Annotated in this window: 20 protein-coding genes; 13 read left to right on the top strand and 7 right to left on the bottom strand. The window is 76.1% G+C overall.

What is annotated here, in order from left to right; all coding sequences use genetic code 11:
- Window positions 1-114 precede the first annotated feature (114 nt).
- Window positions 115-612 (bottom strand): DUF3515 family protein, encoded by a 498-nt coding sequence (locus IEW07_RS15490; RefSeq protein WP_188538851.1) that lies wholly within the window; start codon window positions 610-612, stop codon window positions 115-117.
- A gap of 64 nt (window positions 613-676) precedes the next feature.
- Here IEW07_RS15490 and thiL point away from each other — a divergent pair, with 64 nt between their 5' ends.
- From thiL to IEW07_RS15460, 6 genes are all read left to right on the top strand, one after another.
- Window positions 677-1807, top strand: coding sequence for a thiamine-phosphate kinase (gene thiL, locus IEW07_RS15485; RefSeq protein ID WP_188538849.1), 1131 nt, complete (start codon window positions 677-679; stop codon window positions 1805-1807).
- On the top strand, window positions 1797-2783 hold the full coding sequence (locus tag IEW07_RS15480) for a DAK2 domain-containing protein (protein WP_308738236.1): 987 nt from the start codon (window positions 1797-1799) through the stop codon (window positions 2781-2783). The genes thiL and IEW07_RS15480 overlap by 11 nt, the downstream gene beginning before the upstream one ends.
- Window positions 2784-2795: 12 nt before the next feature.
- On the top strand, window positions 2796-5087 hold the full coding sequence (locus tag IEW07_RS15475; protein ID WP_188538847.1) for an ATP-dependent DNA helicase RecG: 2292 nt from the start codon (window positions 2796-2798) through the stop codon (window positions 5085-5087).
- A 13-nt stretch (window positions 5088-5100) separates the two neighbouring features.
- Entirely contained in the window at window positions 5101-5688 is a 588-nt protein-coding gene (rsmD, locus tag IEW07_RS15470; RefSeq protein ID WP_188538845.1) for a 16S rRNA (guanine(966)-N(2))-methyltransferase RsmD, read from the top strand.
- 147 nt (window positions 5689-5835) lie between these two features.
- A complete protein-coding gene (locus IEW07_RS15465) occupies window positions 5836-7200 on the top strand; it encodes a UDP-glucose dehydrogenase family protein (RefSeq protein ID WP_188538843.1) in 1365 nt (454 codons plus the stop codon).
- A gap of 94 nt (window positions 7201-7294) precedes the next feature.
- Entirely contained in the window at window positions 7295-7933 is a 639-nt protein-coding gene (locus IEW07_RS15460) for an FMN reductase (protein WP_188538841.1), read from the top strand.
- 151 nt (window positions 7934-8084) lie between these two features.
- Here IEW07_RS15460 and IEW07_RS15455 read toward each other — a convergent pair whose 3' ends face one another.
- Entirely contained in the window at window positions 8085-9311 is a 1227-nt protein-coding gene (locus IEW07_RS15455; RefSeq protein ID WP_229741896.1) for an aminotransferase class I/II-fold pyridoxal phosphate-dependent enzyme, read from the bottom strand.
- A 51-nt stretch (window positions 9312-9362) separates the two neighbouring features.
- Window positions 9363-10643 carry a wax ester/triacylglycerol synthase domain-containing protein gene (locus IEW07_RS15450; protein WP_188538838.1) on the bottom strand — a complete coding sequence of 427 codons (1281 nt, stop codon included), beginning with the start codon at window positions 10641-10643 and terminating at the stop codon, window positions 9363-9365.
- A 94-nt stretch (window positions 10644-10737) separates the two neighbouring features.
- On the opposite strand from IEW07_RS15450, the gene coaD reads away from it, so the two are divergent.
- The 5 genes from coaD to mutM all read left to right on the top strand — a co-directional run bounded on the left by coaD (window position 10738) and on the right by mutM (window position 13759).
- Window positions 10738-11205: a pantetheine-phosphate adenylyltransferase gene (coaD, locus tag IEW07_RS15445; RefSeq protein ID WP_188538836.1), complete on the top strand. Its 468-nt coding sequence runs from the start codon at window positions 10738-10740 to the stop codon at window positions 11203-11205.
- Between the two features lie 182 nt (window positions 11206-11387).
- Window positions 11388-11900 carry a YceD family protein gene (locus IEW07_RS15440; protein ID WP_308738235.1) on the top strand — a complete coding sequence of 171 codons (513 nt, stop codon included), beginning with the start codon at window positions 11388-11390 and terminating at the stop codon, window positions 11898-11900.
- A gap of 2 nt (window positions 11901-11902) precedes the next feature.
- Complete coding sequence (gene rpmF / locus IEW07_RS15435; protein ID WP_162459331.1) at window positions 11903-12106, top strand: 50S ribosomal protein L32; 204 nt, start codon at window positions 11903-11905, stop codon at window positions 12104-12106.
- A 5-nt stretch (window positions 12107-12111) separates the two neighbouring features.
- Window positions 12112-12810 carry a ribonuclease III gene (gene rnc / locus IEW07_RS15430; RefSeq protein WP_188538832.1) on the top strand — a complete coding sequence of 233 codons (699 nt, stop codon included), beginning with the start codon at window positions 12112-12114 and terminating at the stop codon, window positions 12808-12810.
- A 7-nt stretch (window positions 12811-12817) separates the two neighbouring features.
- Complete coding sequence (mutM, locus tag IEW07_RS15425; protein ID WP_188538830.1) at window positions 12818-13759, top strand: bifunctional DNA-formamidopyrimidine glycosylase/DNA-(apurinic or apyrimidinic site) lyase; 942 nt, start codon at window positions 12818-12820, stop codon at window positions 13757-13759.
- Window positions 13760-13771: 12 nt separating this feature from the next.
- On the opposite strand, the gene IEW07_RS15420 is transcribed toward mutM, so the two are convergent.
- The 3 genes from IEW07_RS15420 to IEW07_RS15410 form a co-directional block, all read right to left on the bottom strand.
- Entirely contained in the window at window positions 13772-14941 is a 1170-nt protein-coding gene (locus IEW07_RS15420) for an NAD-dependent epimerase/dehydratase family protein (RefSeq protein ID WP_188538828.1), read from the bottom strand.
- Window positions 14938-17655 (bottom strand): alpha/beta fold hydrolase, encoded by a 2718-nt coding sequence (locus tag IEW07_RS15415; RefSeq protein WP_188538875.1) that lies wholly within the window; start codon window positions 17653-17655, stop codon window positions 14938-14940. Before IEW07_RS15415 ends, IEW07_RS15420 begins: the two co-directional genes overlap by 4 nt.
- A gap of 132 nt (window positions 17656-17787) precedes the next feature.
- Window positions 17788-18813, bottom strand: a complete 1026-nt coding sequence (locus IEW07_RS15410; protein WP_188538826.1) for a 3-oxoacyl-ACP synthase III — start codon at window positions 18811-18813, stop codon at window positions 17788-17790.
- Between the two features lie 231 nt (window positions 18814-19044).
- Here IEW07_RS15410 and IEW07_RS15405 point away from each other — a divergent pair, with 231 nt between their 5' ends.
- Window positions 19045-22773: a chromosome segregation SMC family protein gene (locus IEW07_RS15405; protein WP_188538824.1), complete on the top strand. Its 3729-nt coding sequence runs from the start codon at window positions 19045-19047 to the stop codon at window positions 22771-22773.
- Between the two features lie 47 nt (window positions 22774-22820).
- Here the strand turns inward: IEW07_RS15405 and IEW07_RS15400 are convergent, their stop codons facing one another.
- The gene (locus tag IEW07_RS15400) at window positions 22821-24101 is read right to left on the bottom strand and encodes an MFS transporter (RefSeq protein ID WP_188538822.1); all 1281 of its coding nucleotides are present in this window, start codon (window positions 24099-24101) and stop codon (window positions 22821-22823) included.
- Window positions 24102-24192: 91 nt separating this feature from the next.
- On the opposite strand from IEW07_RS15400, the gene ftsY reads away from it, so the two are divergent.
- Window positions 24193-25338 carry a signal recognition particle-docking protein FtsY gene (gene ftsY, locus IEW07_RS15395; RefSeq protein ID WP_188538820.1) on the top strand — a complete coding sequence of 382 codons (1146 nt, stop codon included), beginning with the start codon at window positions 24193-24195 and terminating at the stop codon, window positions 25336-25338.
- Window positions 25339-25415: the final 77 nt, after the last annotated feature.

The raw sequence follows: 25415 nt of genomic DNA, 5'->3' as shown, positions 1-25415 counted from the left end.
CCGCCTTCGTGACCGGCGCCGAGTTCGTCATCGACGGCGGCGAGACCGCGGGAACGGCCCACAACCCGGTCACGGCGTGAGCCCCTCCGCCCGGCGCAGCCGGCGCCGGCGCGCTCAGAGGCCCTCGACGACGTCCTCGAGGTCCAGGCACTGCCGCTCGGCCGGGATCTGCTCCACCGGGGAGCCCAGCTCCACGAGCAGCGTCGAGGACGCGATCGCCGTGCTGTCGAAGACCACCTCGACCGCGGGGTCCCGCCCGTAGGTCGTGGCGGTCCAGGTGTTCTCCTCCTCCGGGTCCTGGCGGAGCAGCCAGTCCACGCCGTTGACCGACGAGCACGGGTCCGTGGTCGGGCCCGGCGGGGTCACGCCGCAGCGCACGACCGCCGCCGTGGGTTCGCCGTAGGCCGTCGTGGCCTGGCTCGTGGTCTCCCGCCGCTCGTGCTCGCCGATCGTCTCCGGCATCGCGACCATCGCCGGTGCGCAGCCGGGGTCCGCGGCGTTCTCGGCGGGCTCCACGGTCACCGCGGGCGTGCACCCGGTCAGCGCCGTGGCCAGCGCTCCGGCGGCGAGCAGGGTGCGGGCGGGACGGGGAAGGAGGGGGAGCGAGGGCATGCCCCCAGCGTAATCCGGGGGCGCACCGGTCACGGCGTCCGGGCCCCTCGTTAGGATGGGCGGCATGAGCCGGCCCCCCTCGGACGTTCCCCCGACCACCCCTGCCGCGCCGCAGCCCGCGGCGCACCGGCCGGCACAGCCCGGGGACCCGCGCGCGGGGACCATCGTCGGCGACCTCTCCGAGGCGGAGCTGCTGGAGCGGTTCCTGCCCCTGCTGGCCCGGCCCGGGGCCGAGCACGTGCTCCTGGGCCCCGGGGACGACTGCGCCGTCGTCGCCGCCCCGGACGGCCGCTTCGTCATCACCACCGACACCCAGGTCCAGGACCAGGACTTCCGCACGGCCTGGCCCAGCGGGGTCGTCCCCACCGGCTTCGACACCGGCGTCAAGTGCGCCGCGCAGAACCTCGCCGACGTCGCCGCGATGGGCGCGGTGCCCACCGCCGTCGTCGTCTCCCTCACCCTGCCCCCCGGGACCCCCGTGGCCTGGCCGGAGGACTTCGCCCGCGGTCTCGTGGCCGGCTTCGAGGACATGGGCGCCGCGCGCTGCGCGGTGGTCGGCGGGGACCTCGGCGCCGGGCGGGAGCTGTCGGTCACCGCCACCGTGACCGGGGACCTCGAGGGCCGGGAGCCGGTGCGCCGCTCCGGCGCGCGGGAGGGCGGCGTCGTCGCCCTGGCCGGCACCACCGGGCGCGCCGCCGCGGGGGTCGCCCTGCTCGACGACACCCGGTACCGGCCCGGCGCCGACCCCGCCCTCGACGAGCTCGCGCGGGCCCAGCTGCGCCCGTGCGCGCCGGTGCCCGCCGGGCCGGTGGCCGCCCGCGGCGGCGCCACCGCCATGATCGACCTCTCCGACGGGCTGCTGCGCGACGCCGGCCGGGTCGCCGCCGCGAGCGGGGTCGTCGTCGACCTCGACGCCGGCGCCGTCGCCGCGCTCGCCGAGCCGCTGCTCCCCGCCGGCCTCCTGCTCGGCACGGACCCCCGGGACTGGGTGCTGGGCGGCGGGGAGGACCACGGGCTGCTCGCCGTCTTTCCACAGGGCGTCCCGCTGCCCGCCGGGTTCCGTGCGATAGGCTCGTGTGCGCCCGCACCACCCGCGCACGACGGCCCCCACCCCCGGGTGCTGCTCGACGGACGAGCGCCGCACCTCGCCCTCGGGCACCCGGTCGGCGAAGGATGGGATCACTTTGAACCATAGGATCGGATCGAACGCGGCCGTCATGCGGCGGTGGCTCGACCTGGCCCACCGCGAGCTCGTCCGGCACAGCCCCGTCCTCAACGCCCTCAACGTCTTCCCGGTCGCCGACTCCGACACCGGGACGAACCTGGCCCTGACCGTCCGCGCCGCGTCGGAGGCCGCCTCGGTGATCGAGACCGGCGACGTCGGGGAGCTGCTGGCGCTGGCCGGCCAGGCCGCCCTGGAGGAGGCCCGCGGCAACTCCGGCACCCTCTTCTCCGTCTTCCTCACCGCGGTCGGCCAGTCCCTCGAGGGCCGGACGCGGATGACCGCGGACACCGCGAAGACCGCCCTCCACGCCGGGCACGTGCGGGCCTGGAGCGTGCTCACCGACCCGGTGGCGGGCACCATGCTCTCCGTCCTGGAGGCGGCGGCCGACGTCCCGGTCCCGCACGACGTCGAGGACGGGTCCAACCAGCAGCTCAAGGAGTTCCTCAGGGACGTCGGCCGGGCGGCCCGCGCCGCCGTCCTCGCCACCACCGAGCAGCTCGAGGTGCTGCGCGAGACCGGCACAGTGGACGCCGGGGCCCTGGGCATGCTCGTCGTCTTCGACGCCCTCGCCCGCACGGTGGGCGGGGACGACCTCGAGGAGGACGCCGCGCTGGAGCTGCTGATCGCCGCCGCCGCCGCGCAGGCCCCCCGGCCGCTGGACGCGCCCCACGCCGTGCACGGCGGCGTCGAGGTGATGTGCACCGTGGAGCTGTCACCGCTGGACGCCGCCGAGCTGCGCCACGAGCTCAGCGAGGTGGGCAGCAGCGTGATCATGAGCGCCGTCACCGAGCGGGGCGAGGCCTACCGGTGGCGCGTGCACGTGCACGTCGCGCGCTCCGAGGACGCCCTCGCCGTGATCGGTGCCCGCGGGAAGCCCGTCAACCTGACCGTGACGTCCCTGGCCGAGGCCTCCGGGGCTTCCGGGGCCGACGGGCACGCCGGTTGAGGACCGCCTGAGATGATCCGCTCCCACGGCGGGGCGTTCCCCGACGCGGTCCCCGAGCTCGACCAGCCGCTCGCCCGGCTGCTGGGCCGGACCACCGCGGACCAGCTCGCCCGGCAGCTGGACGTCACCACGATCGGGCAGCTGCTCGACTACTTCCCCCGCAAGTACATGCCCCGCGGGGAGCTCACGCCGTTCTCGGAGCTGAGCATCGACCAGCAGGTGACCATCGTGGCCGAGGTCGTCCACGCCTCCACCCGCCAGATGCGCTCCCGCCGCGGGTCCATCACCGACGTCGTGATCACCGACCGCGTCTCCGCCGACCCGCACCGGCTCTTCGAGGACGGGGACCCGGGGCCCGGGCGGACCATGCGGCTGAGCTTCTTCAACGCCTGGACCGCGGCCAAGGACCTCCCGCCGGGCACCCACGCCCTGTTCTCCGGGAAGGTGGGCCTCTACAACGGGTCCGTCACCATGACCAACCCGCACTACGCCATCCTCGACCCGGACGCCCCGGAGGCGGGGGAGTCCGCGGAGGAGCGGGCGGGCCGGCCCATCCCCATCTACCCGGCCACGGCCAAGCTGACCACCGACAAGATCGCCCGCGCCGTGCACTCGCTGCTGCCCGTCGTGGACTTCGGCGCCGTCCCGGACCCGCTGCCGGACGGCATCCGCGAGCGGGAGGGGCTCATGGGCCTCGAGGAGGCGTACTGGCAGGTGCACCGCCCCCGGGACACGCGCGCCCACGGCGAGGCCCGCCGCCGGTTCCGCTACCAGGAGGCGTTCCTGCTCCAGTGCGCGCTCGCCCGCCGCCGGATCGAGCTGGCCGCCCACCCCACCACCGCCCGCCCCGGCGCGCCGGACGGGATCCTGGCCCGGTTCGACGCCGCGCTGCCCTTCGAGCTCACCGCCGGCCAGCGGAGCGTCGGCGAGGAGCTCGCCGCCGAGCTCGCCGGCACGCACCCCATGAACCGGCTGCTGCAGGGCGACGTCGGCGCCGGCAAGACCCTCGTGGCGCTGCGGGCCATGCTCCAGGTCGTGGACTCCGGCGCACAGGCGGCCCTGCTCGCGCCCACCGAGGTCCTCGCCGCCCAGCACCACGGCTCCGTCGTGCGCTCCCTCGGCCCGCTCGCGGAGGGCGGCCGGCTCGGCGGCGACCCGGACGGCACCCAGGTGGTCCTGCTCACCGGCTCGATGGGCGCCGCCGCCCGCAAGCGCGCCCTGCTGAAGATCGCCTCGGGGGAGGCCGGGATCGTCATCGGCACCCACGCGCTGCTCTCGGACGTCGTGCAGTTCGCCGACCTCGGCCTGGTCGTGGTGGACGAGCAGCACCGCTTCGGCGTGGAGCAGCGCGACGCCCTGCGCGACAAGGCCGGGCGCCCCCCGCACCTGCTCGTCATGACGGCCACGCCCATCCCGCGGACCGTGGCGATGACCGTCTTCGGGGACCTGGACGTCTCCGTCCTCGACCAGCTGCCGGCGGGGCGCAGGCCCATCCAGACCCACACCGTGGGGCTCGTGGAGCACCCCGCGTGGGAGCAGCACCTGTGGCGGCGGGCCCGCCAGGAGATCGACGCCGGCCGCCAGGTCTACGTGGTGGCGCCCAAGATCGGCGACGACGACGAGCCCCCGCCCTACGGATCGCTCGCCGAGAGCGCCCGCGCTGCGTCGGAGGACGAGGAGTCCGAGGCCTCGATGGCCTCCGTGACCTGGGTCGCGGAGCTCGTCGGGCGGCAGCCCGTGCTCGAGGGCGTGCGCGCGGAGATCCTCCACGGCCGGCTCGACCCGGACCGGAAGTCGCGGGTGATGCAGGAGTTCGCCGAGGGCGCCGTCCAGCTGCTCGTGTGCACCACGGTGGTCGAGGTCGGCGTGGACGTCCCCAACGCCACCCTCATGATCATCGTGGACGCCGACCGGTTCGGGATCTCCCAGCTGCACCAGCTGCGCGGGCGGATCGGCCGCGGCGGCCACGCCGGGACCTGCCTGCTCGTGACCCGCCGCCCGGCCGAGCACCCCTCGCGGGAGCGGATCGAGGTGGTGGCGGCGTCCACCGACGGCTTCGAGCTCGCCCGCGCGGACCTGGAGCTGCGCCGCGAGGGCGACATCCTGGGCGCGGCCCAGTCGGGCGGCCGGTCGACCCTGCGGCTGCTGCGGGCGCTCGACGACGCCGAGCTGATCGAGCGCGCCCGCCGGGACGCCGTGAGCATCCTCGGGGAGGACCCGCAGCTGCTCGAGCACCCGGAGCTCGCCGAGACCATCGAGCGCTACCTCGACCCGGACGCCGAGGCGTTCCTGGACCGGGGCTGAGAGGAGCCGCGCCGTGAGCAGGATCATCGCCGGGGCCGCCGGCGGGCTGCGGCTGCAGTCCGTGCCCGGCCAGGGCACCCGCCCCACCACCGACCGCGTCAAGGAGTCCCTCTTCGCCCGCCTCCAGGCGTGGGGGATGCTCGACGACGCCCGGGTCCTCGACCTGTTCGCCGGCTCCGGGGCCCTCGGCTGCGAGGCGGCGAGCCGGGGCGCCGCCGCGGTGACCCTCGTGGAGCGGCACGCGCCGGCGGTCCGGGTCTGCCGGGCCAACGCCGCGGTCGTGCACCGGGCGCTGGGCCGCGACGACGTCGTGCAGGTCCGGCAGGGATCCGTCAACGGCTATCTCGCGGACCCCGCCGTGGGCCCCTGGGACCTCGTGCTGGCCGATCCGCCCTATCCCCTGACCGAGGCGGAGCTCGCCGAGACGCTCGCGCTGCTGGCTGGGCGGCTGCGGGAGGGCGGCGTCGTCGTCGTCGAGCGCTCCTCCCGGTCCCCCGAGCCGCGCTGGCCGGCGGGGCTGCGCCGCTTCGAGCACAAGCGGCACGGGGAGACCGTCACCTGGTTCGCGGAGCCGGACGCCACGGAACCGACCCCCGACTGACCCCGGACGCCACGGACCGGTTCCTCACGAGAAATTCATCCGGCTGTTCCACACTGGTGCCCGGGACGAGCCGCGGCACGCCGCATGCTCGTCCTGCACGCTCGCATCGCACGACGGGCCGCGCGCCCGGGAGAACGGAGGACGTCCATGAGGATCACGGTGCTGGGGACGGGGTATCTGGGGGCCACGCACGCCGCGGCGATGGCGGAGCTGGGCTTCGAGGTGCTGGGCGTGGACGTGGACCCGGTCAAGGTCGACGCGCTCTCCCGTGGTGAGCTGCCCTTCCACGAGCCGGGCCTGCCCGAACTGCTGCGCAAGCACACGGGCACCGGGCGGCTGCGCTTCACCACCTCCTACGAGCAGGCCGGGGCCTTCGGGGACGTGCACTTCGTCGGGGTGGGCACCCCGCAGCGGCCCGGCTCCCAGGCCGCGGACATGTCCTACGTGGAGGCGGCGGTGACCGCGATCGCGGCCGCGGCCACCAGGGACTGCGTGATCGCCGGGAAGTCCACCGTGCCGGTGGGCTCCGCCCGCCGCCTGGCCGCCCTGGCCGCCGAGCACGCCCGGGACGGGGTGTCGGTGGAGCTGGTGTGGAACCCGGAGTTCCTGCGCGAAGGGTTCGCCGTGGCCGACACCCTGTCCCCGGACCGGATGGTGCTGGGGATCGCCGACGACACCGGCGGGGCGGCCGCCGAGGCCGTGCTGCGCCAGGTCTACGCCCGGCAGCTGGGCTCCGGGGTGCCGCTGATCGTCACCGACTACGAGACCGCCGAGCTGGTCAAGGTCGCAGCCAACGCGTTCTTGGCCACGAAGATCTCCTTCATCAACGCCCTGTCGGAGATCACCGAGACCGCCGGCGGGGACATCCGCACCCTGGCCGATGCGATCGGGATGGACGAGCGGATCGGGCGGAAGTTCCTCAACGCCGGGGTCGGCTTCGGCGGCGGGTGCCTGCCCAAGGACATCCGCGCCCTGCGGGCACGGGCCGCCGAGCTCGGGGTCGGGGAGTCGGTGCGGTTCCTGGCCGAGGTCGAGGACATCAACACCCGCCGCCGGGAGCACACCGTGGCCACCGTCACCGAGATGCTCGGCGGGTCGGTCGTGGGGGCGCAGGTGGCGGTGCTGGGGGCGGCGTTCAAGCCCGACTCCGACGATGTGCGCGACTCCCCGGCCCTGGACATCGCCGCGCGCCTGCACTCGATCGGCGCCGAGGTCGCCGTGGTCGACCCGCAGGCCAACGCCAACGCCGCCGCCCGGTACCCGCGCCTGGACTACGTGGAGTCCCTGGAGGCGGCGGTGGCCGGGGCCGAGGTCGTGGTGCTGCTCACCGAGTGGGCCCGGTTCAAGGCCATGACCCCCGAGGAGCTCGCCCCGCTGGTGGCGGAGAGGCGGATCCTCGACGGGCGCAACGTGCTGGACCCGGCCCGGTGGACCGACGCCGGCTGGGACTACCGCGCCCTGGGCCGCCGGGCCACCCCCGCCGGGGTGCCCGAGGCCGTGCTGCAGGAATAACGGCGGGCCATGCCGCCTTCTACCGGATAGTGATGTATCAACATCCTCGGTGGCGGGCCCTCCGTCGCCGCGGTACGCACGCAGGAGGCGCAGCATGGACCGGACCGATCACACCTACACCCTCGCCGTGGTGAGCGCGGGGCTCGGGGAGCCCTCGAGCACCCGGATGCTCGCGGACGCCCTGGCGGCCGCGACCGAGCAGGCCCTGCGCGAGCGCGGTCACGAGGTGCGCACCGAGGTGGTGGAGCTGCGGGAGCGGGCGGTGGACATCGCCCACAACTTCGTGACCGGCTTCGCGGCCCCGCCCCTGCAGGCGGACCTCGACACCGTGGTGGGCGCCGACGGGATCGTGGCGGTCACCCCCGTGTTCAGCGCCTCCTTCTCGGGACTGTTCAAGTCCTTCTTCGACGTCGTGGAGCACCGCGCGCTCACGGGCAGGCCCGCGGTCATCGGGGCCACCGGCGGCAGCGAGCGCCACTCGCTCGTGCTGGAGCACGCCGTGCGCCCGCTCCTGTCCTACCTGCGGGTGCTGGTCGTGCCCACCGCCGTCTACGCCGCCCCCGGCGACTGGGGCAGCGGCGGCGCCGGCGACGGCGACCTCCAGGCCCGGGTGCGCCGGGCGGGGACGGAGCTGGCCGAGCTGATGGTCGCCCGCGGGCCCGCCCCGGCTGTGGACACCGTGGGGGAGTCGCTGCCCTTCGAGCAGCTCCTCGCCGGGGTCTTGGCCGGCTGACCCGCCCGGCCCCCTGCGGCGTGAGGTCTCCTTCCGCCGACCCCCAGCGCCGGAGGAGTCGCTTCCTGCCGGAACTCCGCGCACATTCCGGCACGACGCGACTCCTCGGCGGTTGCCGGGGTCGAGCGCGGCCTTCGGGCGGCTGCGCAGCTCAGCCGGCCAGGCGCCCCATGGCCTGCTCGAGCACGTCGGTGCGCTTGCAGAACGCGAAGCGCAGCCAGTCCCGGTAGACGTCCTGCTGCGGGGCCGGCACGAAGGCGGTGACCGGGATCGCGACCACCCCGGCCGCCTCCGGGAGCACCCGGGACAGGGCCGCCGCGTCCGGGACCCCGTGCCGGGCGCAGAGCGCGCCGACGTCCGCGACCACGAAGAAGCTGCCCTGCGGCTCGAACGCCTCCGCGCCCGCGGCGGCCAGGCCCGCCAGCAGCACGTCCCGGCGCCGCCGGTAGTCCTCCAGCAGCCCCGCGTAGAACGCGTCCGGCAGCGCGAGCGCGGCGGCGGTGGCGGCCTGCAGGGGAGCCGCGGCGCTGTGCGAGAGGTACGCCTTGGTGGCCTGCACCGCGCGCAGCAGAGGGGCCGGCCCGGTCACCCAGCCCACCCGCCAGCCCGTGGCGGAGAAGGTCTTGCCCACGGAGGACACCGTCAGCGTGCGCTCCGCCGCGGCGGGGCGGCACGCCAGCGGACGGTGGGCGCCGGTGTAGCGCAGGTGCTCGTAGACCTCGTCCGTCACCACCACGCAGTCGTGCTCCTCGGCGAGCTCGGCCACCAGCTCGAGCACGGCGTCGTCGAGCACGGCTCCGGTGGGGTTGTGGGGGTCGTTGAGGATCACCATGCGGGTGCGCGGGCCGAAGGCCGCGCGCAGCCCGTCGGGGTCGGGGGCGAAGGCCGGCGGCAGCAGCGGGACCGTCACGAGGCGCGCGCCGGCGAACTCGACGACCGCCCCGTAGGCGTCGTAGTGGGGCGCGAAGGTCACGACCTCGTCGCCGGGCTCCAGGAACGCCAGGAGGCTCGCGGCGAGGCCCTCCGTGGCGCCCGCCGTGACGACGACCTCGGAGGCCGGGTCCAGCCCGATCCCGTAGAACCGGCGCTGGTGCTCGGCGACCGCCTCCCGGAGCACGGGCAGCCCGGCGATGGGCGCGTACTGGTTCACGCCCCCGCGCAGGGCCGCGGCGGCGGCCTCCAGCATCTCGGGCGGGCCGTCCACGTCCGGGAAGCCCTGGCCGAGGTTCGTCGCGCCGGTGCGGGCGGAGAGGAAGGACATCTCCTCGAACACGGTGGAGGACAGCTCCCCGGCGGCGTCGAGGAGGCCTCCGCCGTGCGCCATCCGCTCCCAGGGGAGGGCGGGGAGCGGGGGTGCTGCGGGGTGGTGGGTGTCCATGGCGGCCAGTCTAGGCGTGCGGCACCCGTCCGGGGCCGCGGCCAGGTAGCGTCACGGCCCCGTGGCGCCGAGCCGGTCGAGGGCCTCCGCCGTGCCCGCCGCGAAGACCGCGACGTCCGGGACCGCCTCGGCGTCGGCCACCACGTCGAGGTTCAGCGCCCCGGCGTAGGACAGGACGCCCACGCCCAGCGCCAGGTTGCCCTGGACGGCGCCCACCTGGAAGAGCTCCCGCACCCGTGCCCCCGCGAACTCCAGCGGGCGCTCCGGGCCCCGCAGGTTGCTCAGGAGCAGGTTCACGAGCCGCTGGCGGTCCATGACGTGCACCATCCACCGCTGCGCCACCCGCCCGCCCGGACGGTAGGGCGGGCGGCGGCGCTGCGCGGAGGTCGTCGCCGCGATCCGCCGCAGCCGCTCGTGCGGGTCCGGCTCCCAGACCGGCACGGGCACCACGCGCACGCCCACGCGGTTGCCGCCGCCGGCGTCCCCGGGGGGCCGCAGGGAGACGGCCACGGAGACCTTGAGCACCGTGCCGGGGCCCAGCTCCCCGCGAGCGGCCAGCAGCCGGCGGGCGCCGCCGGCCACGGCGGCGAGCACGACGTCGTTGACCGTCCCGCCGTGGCGGTGGGCGACCTCCTTCGCGGCGGCGAGGTCGGCGCGCAGCAGCACCAGCCGGCGGTGCGGGCCGACCGGGCGGTTGAAGGACACCTGCGGGGCCCGCCCCTCGCGCGCCGCCGCGACCAGCTGCCGGAGGGGCGCGGTGACGAGCGCCCCGACCCCCGGCCGGGGCGCGCCGGGCGAGGCCGGCGGGGTGGCCGGGGGTGCGCCGGCCGGCTGGTCGAACAGCGGCGCGAACAGGGCCAGGGCCGCGAGGCCGTCGGCCACCACGTGGTGCCAGCGCAGGAGCAGGCCCACCCGCCCGTCCGCGAGGCCCGGCAGCAGCCACAGCTCCCACAGCGGCCGGTCGCGGGCGAGGGGCCGCTCGTCGAGCGCGCAGCACTCCCGGAGCAGCGCGTCCTCGTCGCCCGGGGCGGGCACCGGACGGACGTGCACGTGCCGGGCGGGGTCGAAGCCGGGGTCCTCGCGCCAGCGGAGCCGCCGCCCGGGGCCGGCGGGGACCAGGACCTGGCGCAGCCGGCCGGCCGGGATCCGCGCCCCGACGTGCTCCCGCAGGGCGGGCAGGCGCAGCTCGCCCCGGGCGTCGCGCAGCGGTGCGCCGTCGACGAGCGCGAGTGCGGCCACGTGCATGGGAACGCCCCGCTCCTCGACCCGCAGGTTGCTCAGGTCCAGGGCGCTGAGCCGGTCGGCGCGCCCCGGACGCCGGGTCCTGGCCATCCGCCACCTCCGGTGCGACCGTGTTCTCCTGAGGGGCATGCTACGCCGGTGGGCCGGCGCCGCGCCCCGGGATCGCGCCCCTAGGATGGGGCGCATGCACCGAGCGATCTGCCCCGGCTCCTTCGACCCGATCCACCACGGCCACGTGGAGGTCGTCGCGCGCGCCGCGGCGCTCTTCGACGAGGTCGTGGTCGCCGTGTCGACCAACCCGCGCAAGCGCTACCGCTTCGACGAGGCGCAGCGCCTGGCGCTGGTGGAGGAGAGCCTCGCCGGGATCGGCGGCGTCGTCGTCGAGCCGATGGGGCAGGGCCTGCTCGCCGAGTACGCGGCGCGCCGCGGCGCCGTGGCGCTGGTCAAGGGCCTGCGCTCGGGCGAGGACTACGAGTACGAGGTGCCCATGGCCACCATGAACCGGCACCTCAGCGGCGTGGAGACCGTCTTCCTGCCGGGGGACCCGCGCTTCCTGCACGTCTCCTCGACGCTCGTCAAGGAGGTCCAGGGCCTCGGCGGGGACGTCTCCCCGTTCGTCCCCGAGCCGGTGCTGCGGGCCTTCGGCGGCTGACCCGCCGCGGGCTCGCCGCGACCCCTCCCCGCCGCGCCGGAAGCCGTCGCGGTTGAGAACGCGCGGCCGGGCACGCTAACATGGCCTGTCGGCCAGAATTTCACCAGGAGATCGTCATCAGTCGCGAGAACAGTTCGCCCCTCATCATCGATGTCAGGGACCTCGAGCACCGCCCGGGGACGATGCGACGACTGGAGAAGGTCGTGCCCGTGCCGAAGGACTTCGGCAACGCACTCATCGGCGCCCCGGAGGGCTCGGACATCGAGCTGGACCTCCGGCTGGAGTCCGTCCACGACGGGATCCTGGTGTCCGGCACGGCTGCCGTGGACATCCACGGCGAGTGCAGCCGCTGCCTCGACCCGATCGACTACGATCTGGACGTCGACGTGCAAGAGCTGTACCTCTTCGACGCCACCACCGCCGGTGGGGAGGACGTCGAGGACGACCAGATGTATGAAGTTCAGGACGAGACGATCGACCTCGAACCCATGCTTCGGGACGCAGTGATCACTCAGCTGCCGTTCCAACCGGTGTGCCGGGAGGACTGCCAGGGGTTGTGCGCCCAGTGCGGCGCGCGCCTGGAGGACGACCTGGGACACCACCACGAGGTGCTCGATCCTCGCTGGAGCGCCCTGTCGGGGCTGCTCGAGCAGGACACCTCGGAGAAGACGACCGATACGAGAGAAGAGAGATAGCCGTGGCTGTTCCGAAGCGGAAAATGTCCCGTGCCAACACCCGTGCACGCCGTGCGCAGTGGAAGGCGACCGCGCCAAAGCTGGTCAAGACCGTCGAGAACGGCAAGGTCACCTACAGCCTGCCGCACCAGGCCAAGGTCGTGACCGACTCCGCCGGGACCGCGCTGTTCCTGGAGTACAAGGGCCGCAAGGTGGCCGACGCCTGAACACGGTGAACACCACCGCGAACCGTCAGGACCTGCTGGAGCGTCTCGGCGTCGACATCGACGCCGAGACGCTTCGTCTTGCCCTCACCCACCGCTCGTACGCGTACGAGCACGAGGGGGAGGGGCACAACGAGCGGCTCGAGTTCCTCGGCGACTCCGTGCTGGGCCTGGCCGTCACCGACGAGATCTACCACCGCTACCCGGACGACTCCGAGGGCAACCTGGCCAAGATCCGGGCCGCCATCGTGAGCGCCCGGTCGCTGGCGGACCTCGCCCGCTCCCTGGACCTGGGCCCGCACATCCGCCTGGGCAAGGGCGAGATCCGGACCAACGGCCACGAGAAGGCCTCGATCCTCGCGGACACCATGGAGGCGCTGATCGGCGCGGTCTACGTGTGCTCGGGGCTCGAGCCCGCCCGCGCCTTCGTGCTGCGGCTGGTCGTCCCCCTGCTGGAGGACGGCTTCGTGGTCACCGAGGGCCGGGACTGGAAGACCGAGATCCAGGAGCTGGCCGCCGCCCGCGGCCTCGGCCCCGTCCGCTACGCCGTGGAGGGCACCGGCCCCGACCACGACCGCCGCTACGAGGCGCACGTGCTCGTGGGCGGCAAGGACCGCGGCACCGGCAACGGCACCACCAAGAAGGAGGCCGAGCGCTCCGCCGCCGCGCAGGCCTACGCGGCGCTGGCCGCCCACAGGGGGGCCTGACCGGACCGTGCCCGAGCTGCCCGAGGTCGAGGTCGTCCGCCGCGGCGTGGAGCGCTGGGTCGTCGGCCGCCGGATCGAGTCCGTGCAGGTGCTCGACCCCCGCTCCCTGCGCCGCCACGAGGCCGGCCCCGTCCACTTCGCCCAGGAGCTGGTGGGCGCCGTGGTCTCCGACGCCGTGCGCCGCGGCAAGTTCCTGTGGCTGCCCCTGGCCGCCGCCCCCGGCGCCGCCCCCCGCGACGCGCTGCTCGTCCACCTCGGGATGAGCGGGCAGCTGCTGGTCAAGGACCCGGAGCTGCCCGACGAGAAGCACCTCAAGGTCCGCCTGGAGCTCTCCGAGCGCCCCGGCACCCCCTCGGAGCTGCGCTTCGTGGACCAGCGGATCTTCGGCGGCATGGTCCTGGACCTGCTCGTGCCCACGGACGACGGCGCCCCGGGCGGGCTGTCGGCGACCGGCGCCCCGCTGGTGCCCGCCCGCGCGGCCCACATCGCCCGGGACCCGCTGGACCCCGCCTTCGACGCCGACCGCCTCCACGACCGGCTGCGGCGCCGCCGGACCGGGCTCAAGCGCGCCCTGCTGGACCAGTCCCTGGTCTCCGGGATCGGCAACATCTACGCGGACGAGGCCCTCTGGCAGGCCGGCCTGCACTGGGCCCGGCCCACCGACACCCTCCGCCGGCCCGAGACGCACCGCGTGCTCGAGGCCGCCCGGGCCGTGATGGAGCGCGCCCTGGCCGCCGGCGGGACGAGCTTCGACTCCCTCTACGTCAACGTCAACGGGGAGTCCGGGTACTTCTCCCGCTCCCTCACCGCGTACGGGCAGGCCGGCCGGCCGTGCCCGCGCTGCGCCGCGGAGGGACGGGCGTCGCTGATCGTGCGGGAGCAGTTCATGAACCGCTCGTCCTACCGCTGCCCCGCCTGCCAGCGCACGCCCCGCAACGCCCGGTTCTGACGGGCGCCGGGCTCAGGCCCGGTCCGCCGCCGTGGAGCCCGTGGCGGGCACGGGGGCGTCGTGGGCGCCCAGCGGGTGCGTCCGGTAGTACGCGGCCAGCCGCTCGAACCCCTCCTCGATGCCCACCGCGGGCCCCCAGTCGAGCACCTCGCGGGTCTCGCGCTGGTCGAACCAGTGCGCTGTGGACAGCTGCTCGGCGAGGAACTCCGTCATGGGCGGCTCGTCCGCGCCCGGGCACAGGGCCCACGCCTTCTCGATCACCCGGCCCGCGACGCGCGCCAGCCTCCCGGGCACGCGGCGGGTGGGCGGCTCCACGCCCGCGGCGCGGCACATCCCGCCGATCAGCTCCGCCACCGTGCGGGGCTGCCCGTTGGTCACCACCAGGGCCCGGCCGTGGGCCCACTCGATCCGCTCGAGCGCCCGGACGACGGCCTCCGCGGCGTTGTCGACGTACGTGGTGTCGATCAGCGCGGCGCCGTGGTCGAGCAGCGGCAGCCGGCCCCTCCCCGCGCGGTCCACGACGCGCTCCACGAGCTGGGTGTCGCCGGGGCCCCAGACGATGTGCGGGCGCACGGCCGTGACCCGGAAGCCCGGCGCGTCGGCCTCGAGCGCCAGCAGCTCGGCCGCGGCCTTGGACCGGGCGTAGTTCCCGCGCGCGTGCTCCGGGTCCGCCCGGCGGGCGGGCTCGCCCACGATCGAGACCCCGGCGTGCGCGACGGACGGGGAGGAGACGAACACGACGTTCTGCACCCCGGCCTCCCGGGCGCTCTCCAGCACCACCCGGGTGCCCGTGATGTTCGTCAGCACGAACTCGTCCCAGTCCCCGGCGAAGGAGACCTTGGCCGCGAGGTGGACGACGTCGTCGACGCCCTCCACCGCCCGGGCCACGGCGTCCGGGTCGGTGACGGAGCCCAGGACCTCCTCGACGCCGGCCTGCTCGGCGAGGCGCGCATGGCGGCGCTGCAGCAGCCGGACCGTCCAGCCGCGGGCGACGAGCAGCGCGGCCACGTGCTCCCCGAGCATGCCGGAGGCGCCGGTCACCAGCACGGTGCGGCCCTTGCCGCCGAGCTCGCGGGGCCCGCGCTCGACCTCGTGGCTGCCGGTGTCCGCCGGCGGGGCGCCCTCCACGACGGAGGCGTCGAACGCCGGGGCGTCCCCGGACTTGCGGTGCTTGCCGTTCACGGGTTCCTGATCCTTCCTCCGGCCAGGGCGGCGTCCGCCCACCCGGCCAGCAGGGCTCGGTCGATCTTGGAGTTGTGGCGGATGTCGGTGGGGTGCTCGGGGACCACGAGGACGGCGGCGAGGTCGAGGCCGGTGGCCTCGCGGACGGCCGCCCGCACGGCGGTCGTGAACGAGGGGTCGGCGGGGCCGGCGCGCCGGGCGGGCGGGACGGTCTCGGCGACCGCGACGGGCACCTGCGCGCCCCGCGGCCCCACGCCGACGACGGCCACGCGGCCCGCCCCGGGCACGGTCTGGGCGGCGTGCTCCGCCGCGACCGGCGTGAGCACGCCCTGCCCGGCCACGATCACGTGGGCGAGACGGCCCTCGACCCACAGCCGGCCGGCCGCGTCGAAGTGGCCCACGTCACCGGTGCGGTGCCACCCGGGAAGCCGGGTGCTGAGGTGCTCGGTCCACCAGAGCCGGTCGTAGCGGTCCTTGACGTGCGGGGCGCGGGCCACGATCTCCCCGGTGACCCCCGGCTCGGTCGTGATCTCGTCCGCGGGCGTGCCGTCGGGGCCCAGGGCCGTGACGCCCAGGGCGGCCCCGTGCACCGGGGTGCCCACGCACACGCCGTTGCCGGCGCCGGCCACGCCCGGGTGGCCGACCAGGTCGTCGGCCGTGGTGGCCGGGAGCCCGTCCTGCCGGCCCTGCCGGATCATCGCGAGGGTGACGTCGGTGAGCGGCAGGCCCTCGGTCATCCCGTAGGGGGTGTGCAGGACGGCCGCGGGCATGAGCAGCTGCAGCTCCTCCAGCAGGGGCTCCGGCAGCGGCGCCCCGGCGGAGAGCATGAGGGAGACCTCGCCGAGGGCGCGGCGCTGCTCCTCGTCGAGCTCGCCCTGGGTGGCCAGGACGTTGGCGATGGCCGCGGGGGAGAGGAACACCGCGGTCGCCCGGATCGCCCCCGCGGCGTCGGCCAGGGCCCGCGCCGTGAGCGTCCTCGGCGCCGTGACGTCCATGTCCGGGGTCACCGAGGTGGCGCCCAGGGCCGGTCCCAGCAGGGCGAAGGGGGCGAAGCCCGCCACGAGGCCCGTCCCCGCGGCCAGGCCGTAGGTGCCGCGGACGGCGTCGCGCATGGCGGAGAGCTGGCGGTGGGTGTAGACCACGCCCTTGGCCGGGCCCGTGGACCCGGAGGTGAACAGCACCGCGGCGTCGGCGTCCGGCTCGGGGGCCGGCAGGTCCGTGCGCGGGGCGGAGCCGAGCAGCCCGGGCACGGTGTGCGCGACGCCGAGGGCGCGGCGGGAGACGGGATCCAGGTCCTCGAGGCAGATCCTGGTGCCGGGCCAGCCGAGCGCGCGCCCCGCGACGAGGGCCTTGCGGATCCCCACGAGCCACGCCGGCGCCGCGCCCTTGAGCGCGCGGGTCAGGCCCCGGACGCCCAGGCCGGTGTCGGCCACCACGATCACGGCGCCGATCCGCAGGCAGGCGTAGATGAGGGCGGTGAGGTCGGAGCCCGGCGGGACCATGAGGTTGACCCGGTCGCCCGGGCGCACGCCCGCGCCCACGAGGCCGGCGGCGAGGCGGTCCACGCGCTCGGCGAGCTGCGCCCAGCTCAGGCTCGCCCGGACGGGCGGCACCCGCGCCCCCGCGGCGGCGTCGCCCGGGGAGGGCGCCATGTCGACGACGGCGAGCCCGGGGTCCCCGCGGCGCTCGTCGAGCTCGGCGTGGAAGGGGACGAACGGGTCCCCGGCGTGGGCGCGGGCCTGCTGGTGCAGCTCGCGGCGGGTGGGGCCGGGGCCGAAGCGGTCCTCGAGCCACGCCATGACGGGGGTGGCGATGTCCCGGGACTCGGCGAGCAGGTGCTTGGCGCCCTCGAAGCGGTGGACGTCGGCGTGCGGCATCCGCCGCACCAGGTCTTGGAGGTAGCGCTCCTGGAAGACGGGGTCGCCGGTGCCCCACAGGAACAGGGCGGGCACCTGCAGGCCCGCCACGCCGGCCGCGATCTGCTCGTAGCGCTCGTGGGAGGGGTGGCCGGGGGCCGCGGGGATGTCGGCCACGAACCCGCGGACCGCCTCCCGGCGCTCGCGGGTGCCGTAGGGGGCGAGGAAGGCCCAGCGGACCTCGGGGGACAGGGGCGGGTCGGCCAGGCGCATGGTGACGTCCAGGAACGCCGTGGTGGTCTGCGTCAGCACTCCGTGGGCGGCCGGGGCCAGCGCCAGGCGCAGGGCCGCGGGGATCTCCTCCGCGTTGTCGTGGTGGACCGCCGTGTTGGTGAGGACCACGCCGCGGTGCACCCCGGGGTGCTCGAGGGCCCAGCCGGAGGAGATGAGCCCTCCCCAGTCGTGGGCCAGGGTCACCACGGGCGTCGTGGCGTCGTCGAGGCCGAGGGCCGCGGTGAGGTCCGCGAGGTCCCGCACGCGGTCGTCGAGGCGGCGCTCCAGCCCGGTGCGCTCGGAGAAGCCCATGTCGAGCTGGTCGACCGCGACCACGCGCCACGGGTTGCGCGCGTCCACGCCCGCGGCGACCACGGTGCGCCACAGGTAGGACCACGTGGGGTTGCCGTGCACGGCCAGGACCGTGCCCCGCGGGGTCAGCCCCGCGGCCTCCAGGGAGACCAGGTTGTCCAGCAGGTGCCAGCGCCTCCGGCGGCCCGGGACGGGCTCGACGGGGGCCGTCGAGGGCACGGAGACGGTGCGCGACCACGCGGGGTCCACCCCGGGCAGCGGCACCTCCGTCATGGGCAGACGGGCCGCGCCCGGCCCTCCGTGCTGCGGGGTCGTGGACGGTCGTCTGCGTGCCATGGGCATGAGCTCCTCGGGGCTGCGGTCGTGCGGGGGCGGTCGTGCGGGACGCGGCTCAGGGCCGGCGGCTCACCACTCGATCTCCATGTACGTCGAGTTCAGCCCGGAGCCCACGCCCAGGCACAGCACGCGCTGGCCGGCCTCCAGCCGCTCGGCCTCCAGGGCGAGGGTCATGGGCAGGGCGGCGGCGGCCACGTTGCCCCAGAACGGGAAGGTCAGCGGGAACCGCTCCGGGTCGATCCCCACGTCCTCGAACAGCTTGTTGGTGTGGGACATGGAGACCTGGTGGCCGATGTAGCGGTCCATGTCGGTCCAGTCCCAGCCGTCCTCGTGGGCGTCGTGCCACGCGTCCACGAGCAGCCCCACACCGTGCTTGAGCAGCCCCGTGGCGTCGGTGTACATGCCGTCGAAGCCGCCGATGCACAGGCCGTGGTGCTCCGTGGCGGAGCGTGCCACGGACCCCACGATGCGGTGGCCCTCCGGGTGCCGGTCGGCGCGGCCCACGACGGCCGCGGCCGCGCCGGAGCCCAGGGTGAGGGTCGCGAACTCGCGCACGACCTGCTCCCGGGTGACGTCCGGGGCCTGGAGCCGCTCGTAGGTGTCGCGGTGCCACGGGCTCGGGTCCTCGCCGGCGATGACGACGGCGTACTCGATCGCGCCCGCGTCGACCATGGTCGACGCGATCGTGACCGCGTTGACGAAGCCGAGGCAGGCGTTGGTGACGTCGAAGTTCAGGGCGGAGGAGGGCAGGCCGAGGCGGTGGTGCGCGGCGACGGAGACGGCGGGCTCGTAGCCGTCGCGGGTCACCGACGCGTTGATCAGCAGCCCCACCTGGTCCGGGCGCACGCCGGCCTGCGCCAGCGCCGCCTCGCCCGCCTCCACGGCGCCGTCGGTGAAGTGGCGCCCCGGGGCCCACTCGCGCCGCTCCTTGACGCCCGCGAGCCGCTCCAGCAGCCCCTTCGGCATCTTCAGCCTCGCGAAGGTCTCCTCGAGGATCTCGTCGGCGCGCGACGAGGGGACCACCTCGTCGGCCTCCACCTTCGTGATGGCCAGAAGGGCGGCGTTGCGGTGACGGATGGTGGAATTACCGGTCAAGGTCTCTGGCTTTCGTTAGGGTCTCGCCGACGGCCCGGCCGGCCGGCGGAGGGCGCGGCCGCGGGGACGGACAGGTGGTGCTGGTCGCGGTCAGTCTAGTGCTCGGCCCTGGGGGAGCCCCCAGGGCCCGCGTCCGGAGTTCTCTGCAGGCTGATCATCTCATGGGCGCGCGCCGCCCCGAGGGTAGAATCGTGGGGTCCGCCCGCCCCCGCTCCAGGAGACCGCGCCCCCGTGCACCTGAAGACCCTCACCGTGCGCGGGTTCAAGTCCTTCGCCTCCGCCACGACGTTCGAGTTCGAGCCCGGGGTCACCGCCGTCGTCGGCCCCAACGGCTCGGGCAAGTCCAACGTGGTCGACGCCCTGTCCTGGGTCATGGGGGAGCAGGGCGCCAAGTCCCTGCGCGGCGGGAAGATGGAGGACGTCATCTTCGCCGGGACCGCCGGGCGGGCCCCGCTGGGCCGCGCGCACGTGTCCCTGACCATCGACAACGCCGACGGCGCCCTGCCGATCGAGTACTCCGAGGTCACGATCTCCCGGACGCTGTTCCGCACCGGCGGCTCCGAGTACGCCGTCAACGGCCGGGCCTGCCGCCTGCTCGACATCCAGGAGCTGCTCTCCGACTCCGGCCTGGGGCGCGAGATGCACGTGATCGTGGGCCAGGGGCAGCTGGACCGGATCCTGCACGCCACCCCGGAGGAGCGCCGCGGGTTCGTGGAGGAGGCCTCCGGGATCCTCAAGCACCGGCGGCGCAAGGAGCGCACCCTGCGCAAGCTCGAGGCGATGCAGGCGAACCTGGACCGGCTCGAGGACCTCGTCGGGGAGCTCCGCCGCCGGCTCACGCCGCTGGGCCGCCAGGCCGAGGTCGCCCGCCGGGCCCAGCGGATCCAGTACGACGTCCGCGACGCCCGGGCGCGGCTGCTCGCCGACGACCTCGTCCAGGCCCGCACCACGCTCGCCGTCGACGAGGACGCCGAGCGCCGCCTGCGCGCCGAGCGGGCCGGTGCGGAGCAGGCCCTCGACGCCGTCCGCGCCCGCCAGGCCGACGTCGAGGCGCGCGCCGCCCAGGCGACCCCCGCCCTCAACGCCGCCCGGGACACCTGGTACGAGCTCACCGCCGTCCGGGAGCGGTACCGCTCCCTGGCCTCCCTGGCCGCCGAGCGTCGCCGCCTGCTCGGCACCGCGGCCGAGCCCGCGGACCCGGGCCGCGACCCCGACCGGCTCGCCGCGCAGGCGGCCCGCACCCGCGAGGAGCAGGCCCGGCTGCTCGAGCAGGTCGAGGACGTCACCGACGCCCTGGCGGGAGCCATCGAGGACCGCGAGGCCGCCGAGGCCGCCGCCCGCGCCCAGGACGCGGTCGTCACCGGGCTGCTGCGCGCCGCCGCCGACCGCAGGGAGGGCACGGCCCGGCTCACCGGGGCCGTGGCCGCCGCCCGCTCCCGGGTGGAGGCCGCCGAGGACGGGCTCGCCCGCCTGCACGCCACCCACGCCGACGCCGGGCAGCGCCGGATCCGCGCCGAGGCCGAGGCCGGGAGCCTCGCGCTCGCAGCCGAGGACGCCGCCGCGGGCGTCGCGGCGGCCCGGGCCGAGCACGAGCGGGCCGCCGAGGCCGCCGCCGGCACGCGCGCCGCCGCCCGGGAGGCGGAGGCCGCGGTCCAGGAGCTGCTGCGCGCCCACGACGCCCAGGCCGCCCGCGCCGAGACGCTGCGCGCCGGCCTGCGCCAGCCGGACGGCACCGCCGCCGTCCGGGCCCGGCACGCCGAGACCGTGGTGGGCGCCGTCGCGGACCTCGTCGGCGTCGAGCCCGGCTGGGAGCGGGCCGTCACGGCGGCCCTGGGCCCGTTCGCCGAGGCGCTGGCCGTGCGCTCCCACGGCGCGGCGGTCGCGGTCTTCGAGGCCCTGCGGGCCGAGGGCGTGGGCCGCGTCCACCTGCTCGTGCCCGGCGGTCCCGGCGCCCCGGAGCAGCCCGCCCCCGGACTGACCGCCCCGGAACTCTCCGCCCCGGAGCTGCCCGCCGCGGTGCTCGGGCGGCCCGGCGTGCGGCCCGCGGTCTCCGTCCTGCACCCCGGGGCCGGCGCCGCCGGCGGAACGGACACGGCCGGTCCTCGGGACGCCGCCGCGGTGCTCGCCGGCGTCCGGGCGCTGCTGGCGCGCACCGTGCTCACGGAGGACCCCGCCACCGCGGCCCGCGTCGTCACCGCCGCACCCGGCCTCACCGCGGTGACCCGGAACGGGGACGTGCTCACCGCCGTCACCGCCCGGGGCGGCGCCGCCGAGGCCGCCGGCACCCTCGAGACCCGCGCGGCGGCCGAGCGCGCCGAGGCGGAGCGCGCCGAGCTCGCGGCGTCCCTCGAGGCCGCCCGCGCCACGGCCCGTGCCGCCGGGGCGGCGCGCGACGCCGCCCGGGCGCGCGCCGAGGAGACCTCCGCGGCCCTGCGCGGCGCCGAGCGCGCCGCCGACCGCGCCGCCGCCGAGCTCGCCCGGGTCCGCGCCGTCCTGAGCTCCGCCGAGGCCGAGGCCGGCCGCTTCGGGACGCAGGTCGCCGCCGCCCAGGAGCACCTGGCGAAGGAGCAGGGGCGGCTGCGCGAGGCCGTGGACCGCCTGGAGGCGGCCGGCGACCTCGACGCGGCGGACGACGAGGAGGTCCACCTCGAGGCCGCCGCCCGCCGCGACGCCCTGCACCGGGACGCGACGGCGGCCCGCGCCGCCGAGACCGAGGCCCGGCTGGCCCTGCGCTCCCTGGAGGAGCAGGCCCGCGCCGTCGGCAGCCGCGCCGCCTCCCAGGAGCGGGCCGCGGCGACCGAGCGCCGCGCGCGGGAGGAGGCCGCCCGCCGGGCGGAGCGCCGCCGGCTGCAGGCCCGCACCGCCGAGGCCGTGCTCGCCGCCGCCGAGCAGCTGCTCGGGCGCGTCGAGGCGTCCGTGGCCGAGGCCGCCCGGGAGCGGGACCGGGCCGAGGCCGTGCGCGCCGGGCTCGACGCCGAGCTGACGGACCTGCGCGCCGCCAACGACCGGCTCGCCGCCCGCCTCGCCGAGCTCACCGACTCGGTGCACCGCGACGAGCTCGCCCGCACCCAGCAGCGCGGCCGGGTCGAGGCCCTCGAGGCCCGCTCCCTCGAGGAGCTGGGCCTCACCCCGGACGCGCTCGTGGACAACTACGGCCCCCACCTGCTGATCCCGGACCCGGCGGCCCCGGCCGGGCCCGACGGGGCCGGCGAGCAGGAGGCGGGGGCGTCGTCGCCGGGGGCGGACGACGGGCAGGACGCGCTGTTCGGGACCGCGCCCGGGACCCCCGAGGGCGCGCCGTTCGTGCGCGCCCAGCAGGAGAAGCGGCTGCGCCGGGCCGAGAAGGAGCTGGCCTCGCTCGGGAAGGTCAACCCGCTGGCGCTCGAGGAGTTCGCGGCGCTCGAGGAGCGGCACCGCTTCCTCGTGGAGCAGCTCGAGGACCTCAAGCGCTCCCGCCAGGACCTGCGCAGCATCATCAGGGACGTCGACGAGCACGTGGAGCGGGTCTTCGCGGAGGCCTACGCGGACACGGCCCGGGAGTTCGAGGGCGTCTTCGCCACCCTCTTCCCCGGCGGGGAGGGGCGGCTGCGGCTCACGGACCCCACCGACATGCTCAGCACCGGCATCGAGGTGGAGGCCCGCCCCGCCGGCAAGCGGATCAAGCGGCTGTCCCTGCTCTCCGGCGGCGAGCGCTCGCTGACCGCCATCGCCCTGCTCGTGGCGATCTTCAAGGCCCGCCCCTCGCCCTTCTACGTCATGGACGAGGTGGAGGCCGCCCTCGACGACCGCAACCTCGGGCGGTTGCTGACCATCTTCAAGCAGCTGCAGGAGACCTCGCAGCTGATCATCATCACGCACCAGAAGCGGACCATGGAGATCGCCGACGCCCTCTACGGGGTCGCCATGCGCGGGGACGGCGTGACCACGGTGGTCGGGCAGCGGCTCGCCGAGCTGCGCTGAGCCCTACCGGGCCGTGCCCCGGGCCGTTCCGCGGGTCGCCCCTCGGCTCACTCCCCGGGACGGCCCCGGCGCGCTCCGCGCCGGGGCCGCGTCCGGCGCACCGGGCCCGCGTCCGGCCGCTCCAGGGTGTCCTGCACGGGCAGCCACGCCCCGGCCGCCAGCAGGACGAGCGCCCCCGAGACGCCGAGGGCCCAGCCGAAGCCCGCGGCGTCGGCGAGCGCTCCGGCGACCAGCGGGCCGAGGATCTGCCCGGCGTCCGCGCTCATCTGGTACCTGGCCAGGACGGGCCCGCCCGCCCGGTCCGGGCCGATGACGTCGGCCACGGCCGCCTGCTGGCCGGGGTTGAGCGTGCCCGAGCCCATGCCGGCCACGAGCGAGAGCACCACGAACCACGGCACGTCCTGGGCGAGGCCCAGCGCCATCGTCGCGAGCCCGTTGACGGCCAGGCCCGTGATCACCAGGGGCTTGCGCCCGAAGCGGTCCGTGAGCCGGCCCGTCACCGTGAGCGCCAGGGCGTTGCCGGCCGCGTAGACCGCCAGGGCGAGCCCGGCCACGGCCGGCCCCGCGCCGAGCACGGCGACCGCCATCAGGGGCACGAGCGCCACCCGGATCCCCTGGGAGCTCCAGCCGTTGACGAAGCTGGAGACCAGGGCCGAGCGGTACGCCCCCCGGGACCAGGCCTCGGCCACGCTCATGGTGGGCCGGGTGCCGGTGGAGCCGGTCTCGCGCAGGACCTCGTCCTTGAGCCGGAAGTGCACCACCGCGACCGCGACCAGCAGGGCGGCCGCGTAGATGAGGAACGGCGCCTGCATGCCGAAGCCCGCCAGCAGGCCGCCCACCACCGGGCCGAGCACCCCGCCGACCAGGAACGCCGACGAGTAGTAGCCCGAGATCCGCCCGCGCATCCGGGGCGGGGCCAGGCGCACGATGAGGCCCATCGCGGAGATGGTGAACATCACGGAGCCGATCCCGCCGAGACCGCGGAAGACGATGAGCTGCCAGTAGGTCTGGGCGAAGGCCGTGGCCGCGGAGGACGCCGCCACGATCAGCACCCCGATCAGGTAGGTGGGCCGCTCGCCGATCCGGTTGAGGATCCGCCCGCCCGCGGGGGCGAAGACCAGCCGGCTGAAGGCGAACGCGCTGACCACGGCCGAGGCGGCGGCCACGCCGACTCCGAAGGTCGTGGCGAACTGGGGCAGGACGGGGGCCACGATCCCGTAGCCGATCGCGATGACGAAGGCGGCGGCGATCAGGACGGTGATCTGCTGGGGCACACGGTCCTGGTCGGCCGCCGCGCCGGGGGCGGGAGGAGGGGGCTGAACGGGCACGCGTCGAGTCTAGGACCCCCGCCGGGCCCGCCGGTCCCGGGGGCGGTGGCGCTCGGGGACCGGGCCGGGGTCGTGTGACAGACTTCTGTCCGTGGATTCGATACCCGTCATTGTTTACGTGCTCATCGCGGTGGTGGTCCTGGGTCTGCTGGGCCTGGTGCTGCTGCGCGGCCCCAAGGCGCCCCGCGGCGGCTACGCCTCCACGCGCGACGCCGACGACCTCGAGGGCGGCCCGGCCGAGGCCCCCGGCGACCTGCGGCCCGGCACCGCCGAGGCGCCGGAGGAGCCGTCCCGGCCGGCCCTGGACCGGCCCGAGTCGGCGGCCTCGCGCATGGCGCGCCTGCGCGGGCGGCTCGCGAAGTCCAACAACGTCTTCGGCAAGGGCCTGCTGGCCCTGCTCTCCCGCGACCGGATCGACCAGGACGTCTGGGACGAGATCGAGGAGACGCTGCTGCTCGCCGACCTCGGCACGGACGCGTCCATGGAGCTCGTCGACGTCCTGCAGCGCCGCGTCAAGGTCGAGGGCGCCGACGACCCCGCCCACGTCAAGGCCATGCTCCGGGAGGAGCTCGTGAAGCTGGTCGACCCCACGATGGACCGGTCGCTGGCGGTCGAGCGCAAGGACTCCGTCCCCGCCGTCGTGCTGGTGGTCGGCGTCAACGGCGTCGGCAAGACCACCACCGTCGGCAAGCTCGCCCGCGTGCTCGTGGCCGAGGACAAGGAGGTCGTGCTGGGCGCCGCGGACACCTTCCGCGCCGCCGCCGCCGACCAGCTCTCCACCTGGGGCGCGCGCGTGGGCGTGCCCACGGTCCGGTCCGACGTCGAGGGCGCCGACCCCGCCTCGGTGGCCTACGACTCCGTGGTCGCCGGCATCGAGGAGGAGGCCGACGTCGTGATGATCGACACCGCCGGCCGGCTGCAGAACAAGGCCGGGCTGATGGACCAGCTCGGCAAGATCAAGCGCGTCGTCGAGAAGGCCGCGGCCGTGGACGAGGTGCTGCTCGTCATCGACGCGACCACGGGGCAGAACGGCATGACCCAGGCCCGCGTGTTCTCCGAGGCCGTGGACGTCACCGGCATCGTCCTCACCAAGCTCGACGGCACGGCCAAGGGCGGGATCGTCGTGGCCATCCAGCGGGCCCTGGGCGTGCCCGTCAAGCTCATCGGCCTCGGGGAGGGCCCCGACGACCTCGCGCCCTTCGACCCCGAGAGCTTCGTGGACGCGCTGCTCGACTGACGGGCGCGCCCAGCGCGGCCCACGGCACCCCGTTGCGGGACGGCGGAGGGGGCCCACCCGGTCGGACCGGGTGGGCC

The sequence above is a fragment of the Kocuria dechangensis genome (genome assembly GCF_014636775.1).
In the GTDB taxonomy this organism is placed as follows: domain Bacteria; phylum Actinomycetota; class Actinomycetes; order Actinomycetales; family Micrococcaceae; genus Kocuria; species Kocuria dechangensis.
The sequence above is the reverse complement of the archived record's forward strand: the minus strand, read 5'-3'. Positions and strand labels throughout refer to the sequence as shown.

What these genes read in the sequence shown, in the direction of transcription:
- IEW07_RS15490 (WP_188538851.1), bottom strand. Translation starts at nt 612, where the DNA reads ATGCCCTCGCTCCCCCTCCTTCCCCGTCCCGCCCGCACCCTGCTCGCC.
- thiL (WP_188538849.1), top strand. Translation starts at nt 677, where the DNA reads ATGAGCCGGCCCCCCTCGGACGTTCCCCCGACCACCCCTGCCGCGCCG.
- IEW07_RS15475 (WP_188538847.1), top strand. Translation starts at nt 2,796, where the DNA reads ATGATCCGCTCCCACGGCGGGGCGTTCCCCGACGCGGTCCCCGAGCTC.
- IEW07_RS15465 (WP_188538843.1), top strand. Translation starts at nt 5,836, where the DNA reads ATGAGGATCACGGTGCTGGGGACGGGGTATCTGGGGGCCACGCACGCC.
- IEW07_RS15460 (WP_188538841.1), top strand. Translation starts at nt 7,295, where the DNA reads ATGGACCGGACCGATCACACCTACACCCTCGCCGTGGTGAGCGCGGGG.
- IEW07_RS15455 (WP_229741896.1), bottom strand. Translation starts at nt 9,311, where the DNA reads ATGGACACCCACCACCCCGCAGCACCCCCGCTCCCCGCCCTCCCCTGG.
- IEW07_RS15450 (WP_188538838.1), bottom strand. Translation starts at nt 10,643, where the DNA reads ATGGCCAGGACCCGGCGTCCGGGGCGCGCCGACCGGCTCAGCGCCCTG.
- coaD (WP_188538836.1), top strand. Translation starts at nt 10,738, where the DNA reads ATGCACCGAGCGATCTGCCCCGGCTCCTTCGACCCGATCCACCACGGC.
- IEW07_RS15440 (WP_308738235.1), top strand. Translation starts at nt 11,388, where the DNA reads ATGCGACGACTGGAGAAGGTCGTGCCCGTGCCGAAGGACTTCGGCAAC.
- IEW07_RS15415 (WP_188538875.1), bottom strand. Translation starts at nt 17,655, where the DNA reads ATGACGGAGGTGCCGCTGCCCGGGGTGGACCCCGCGTGGTCGCGCACC.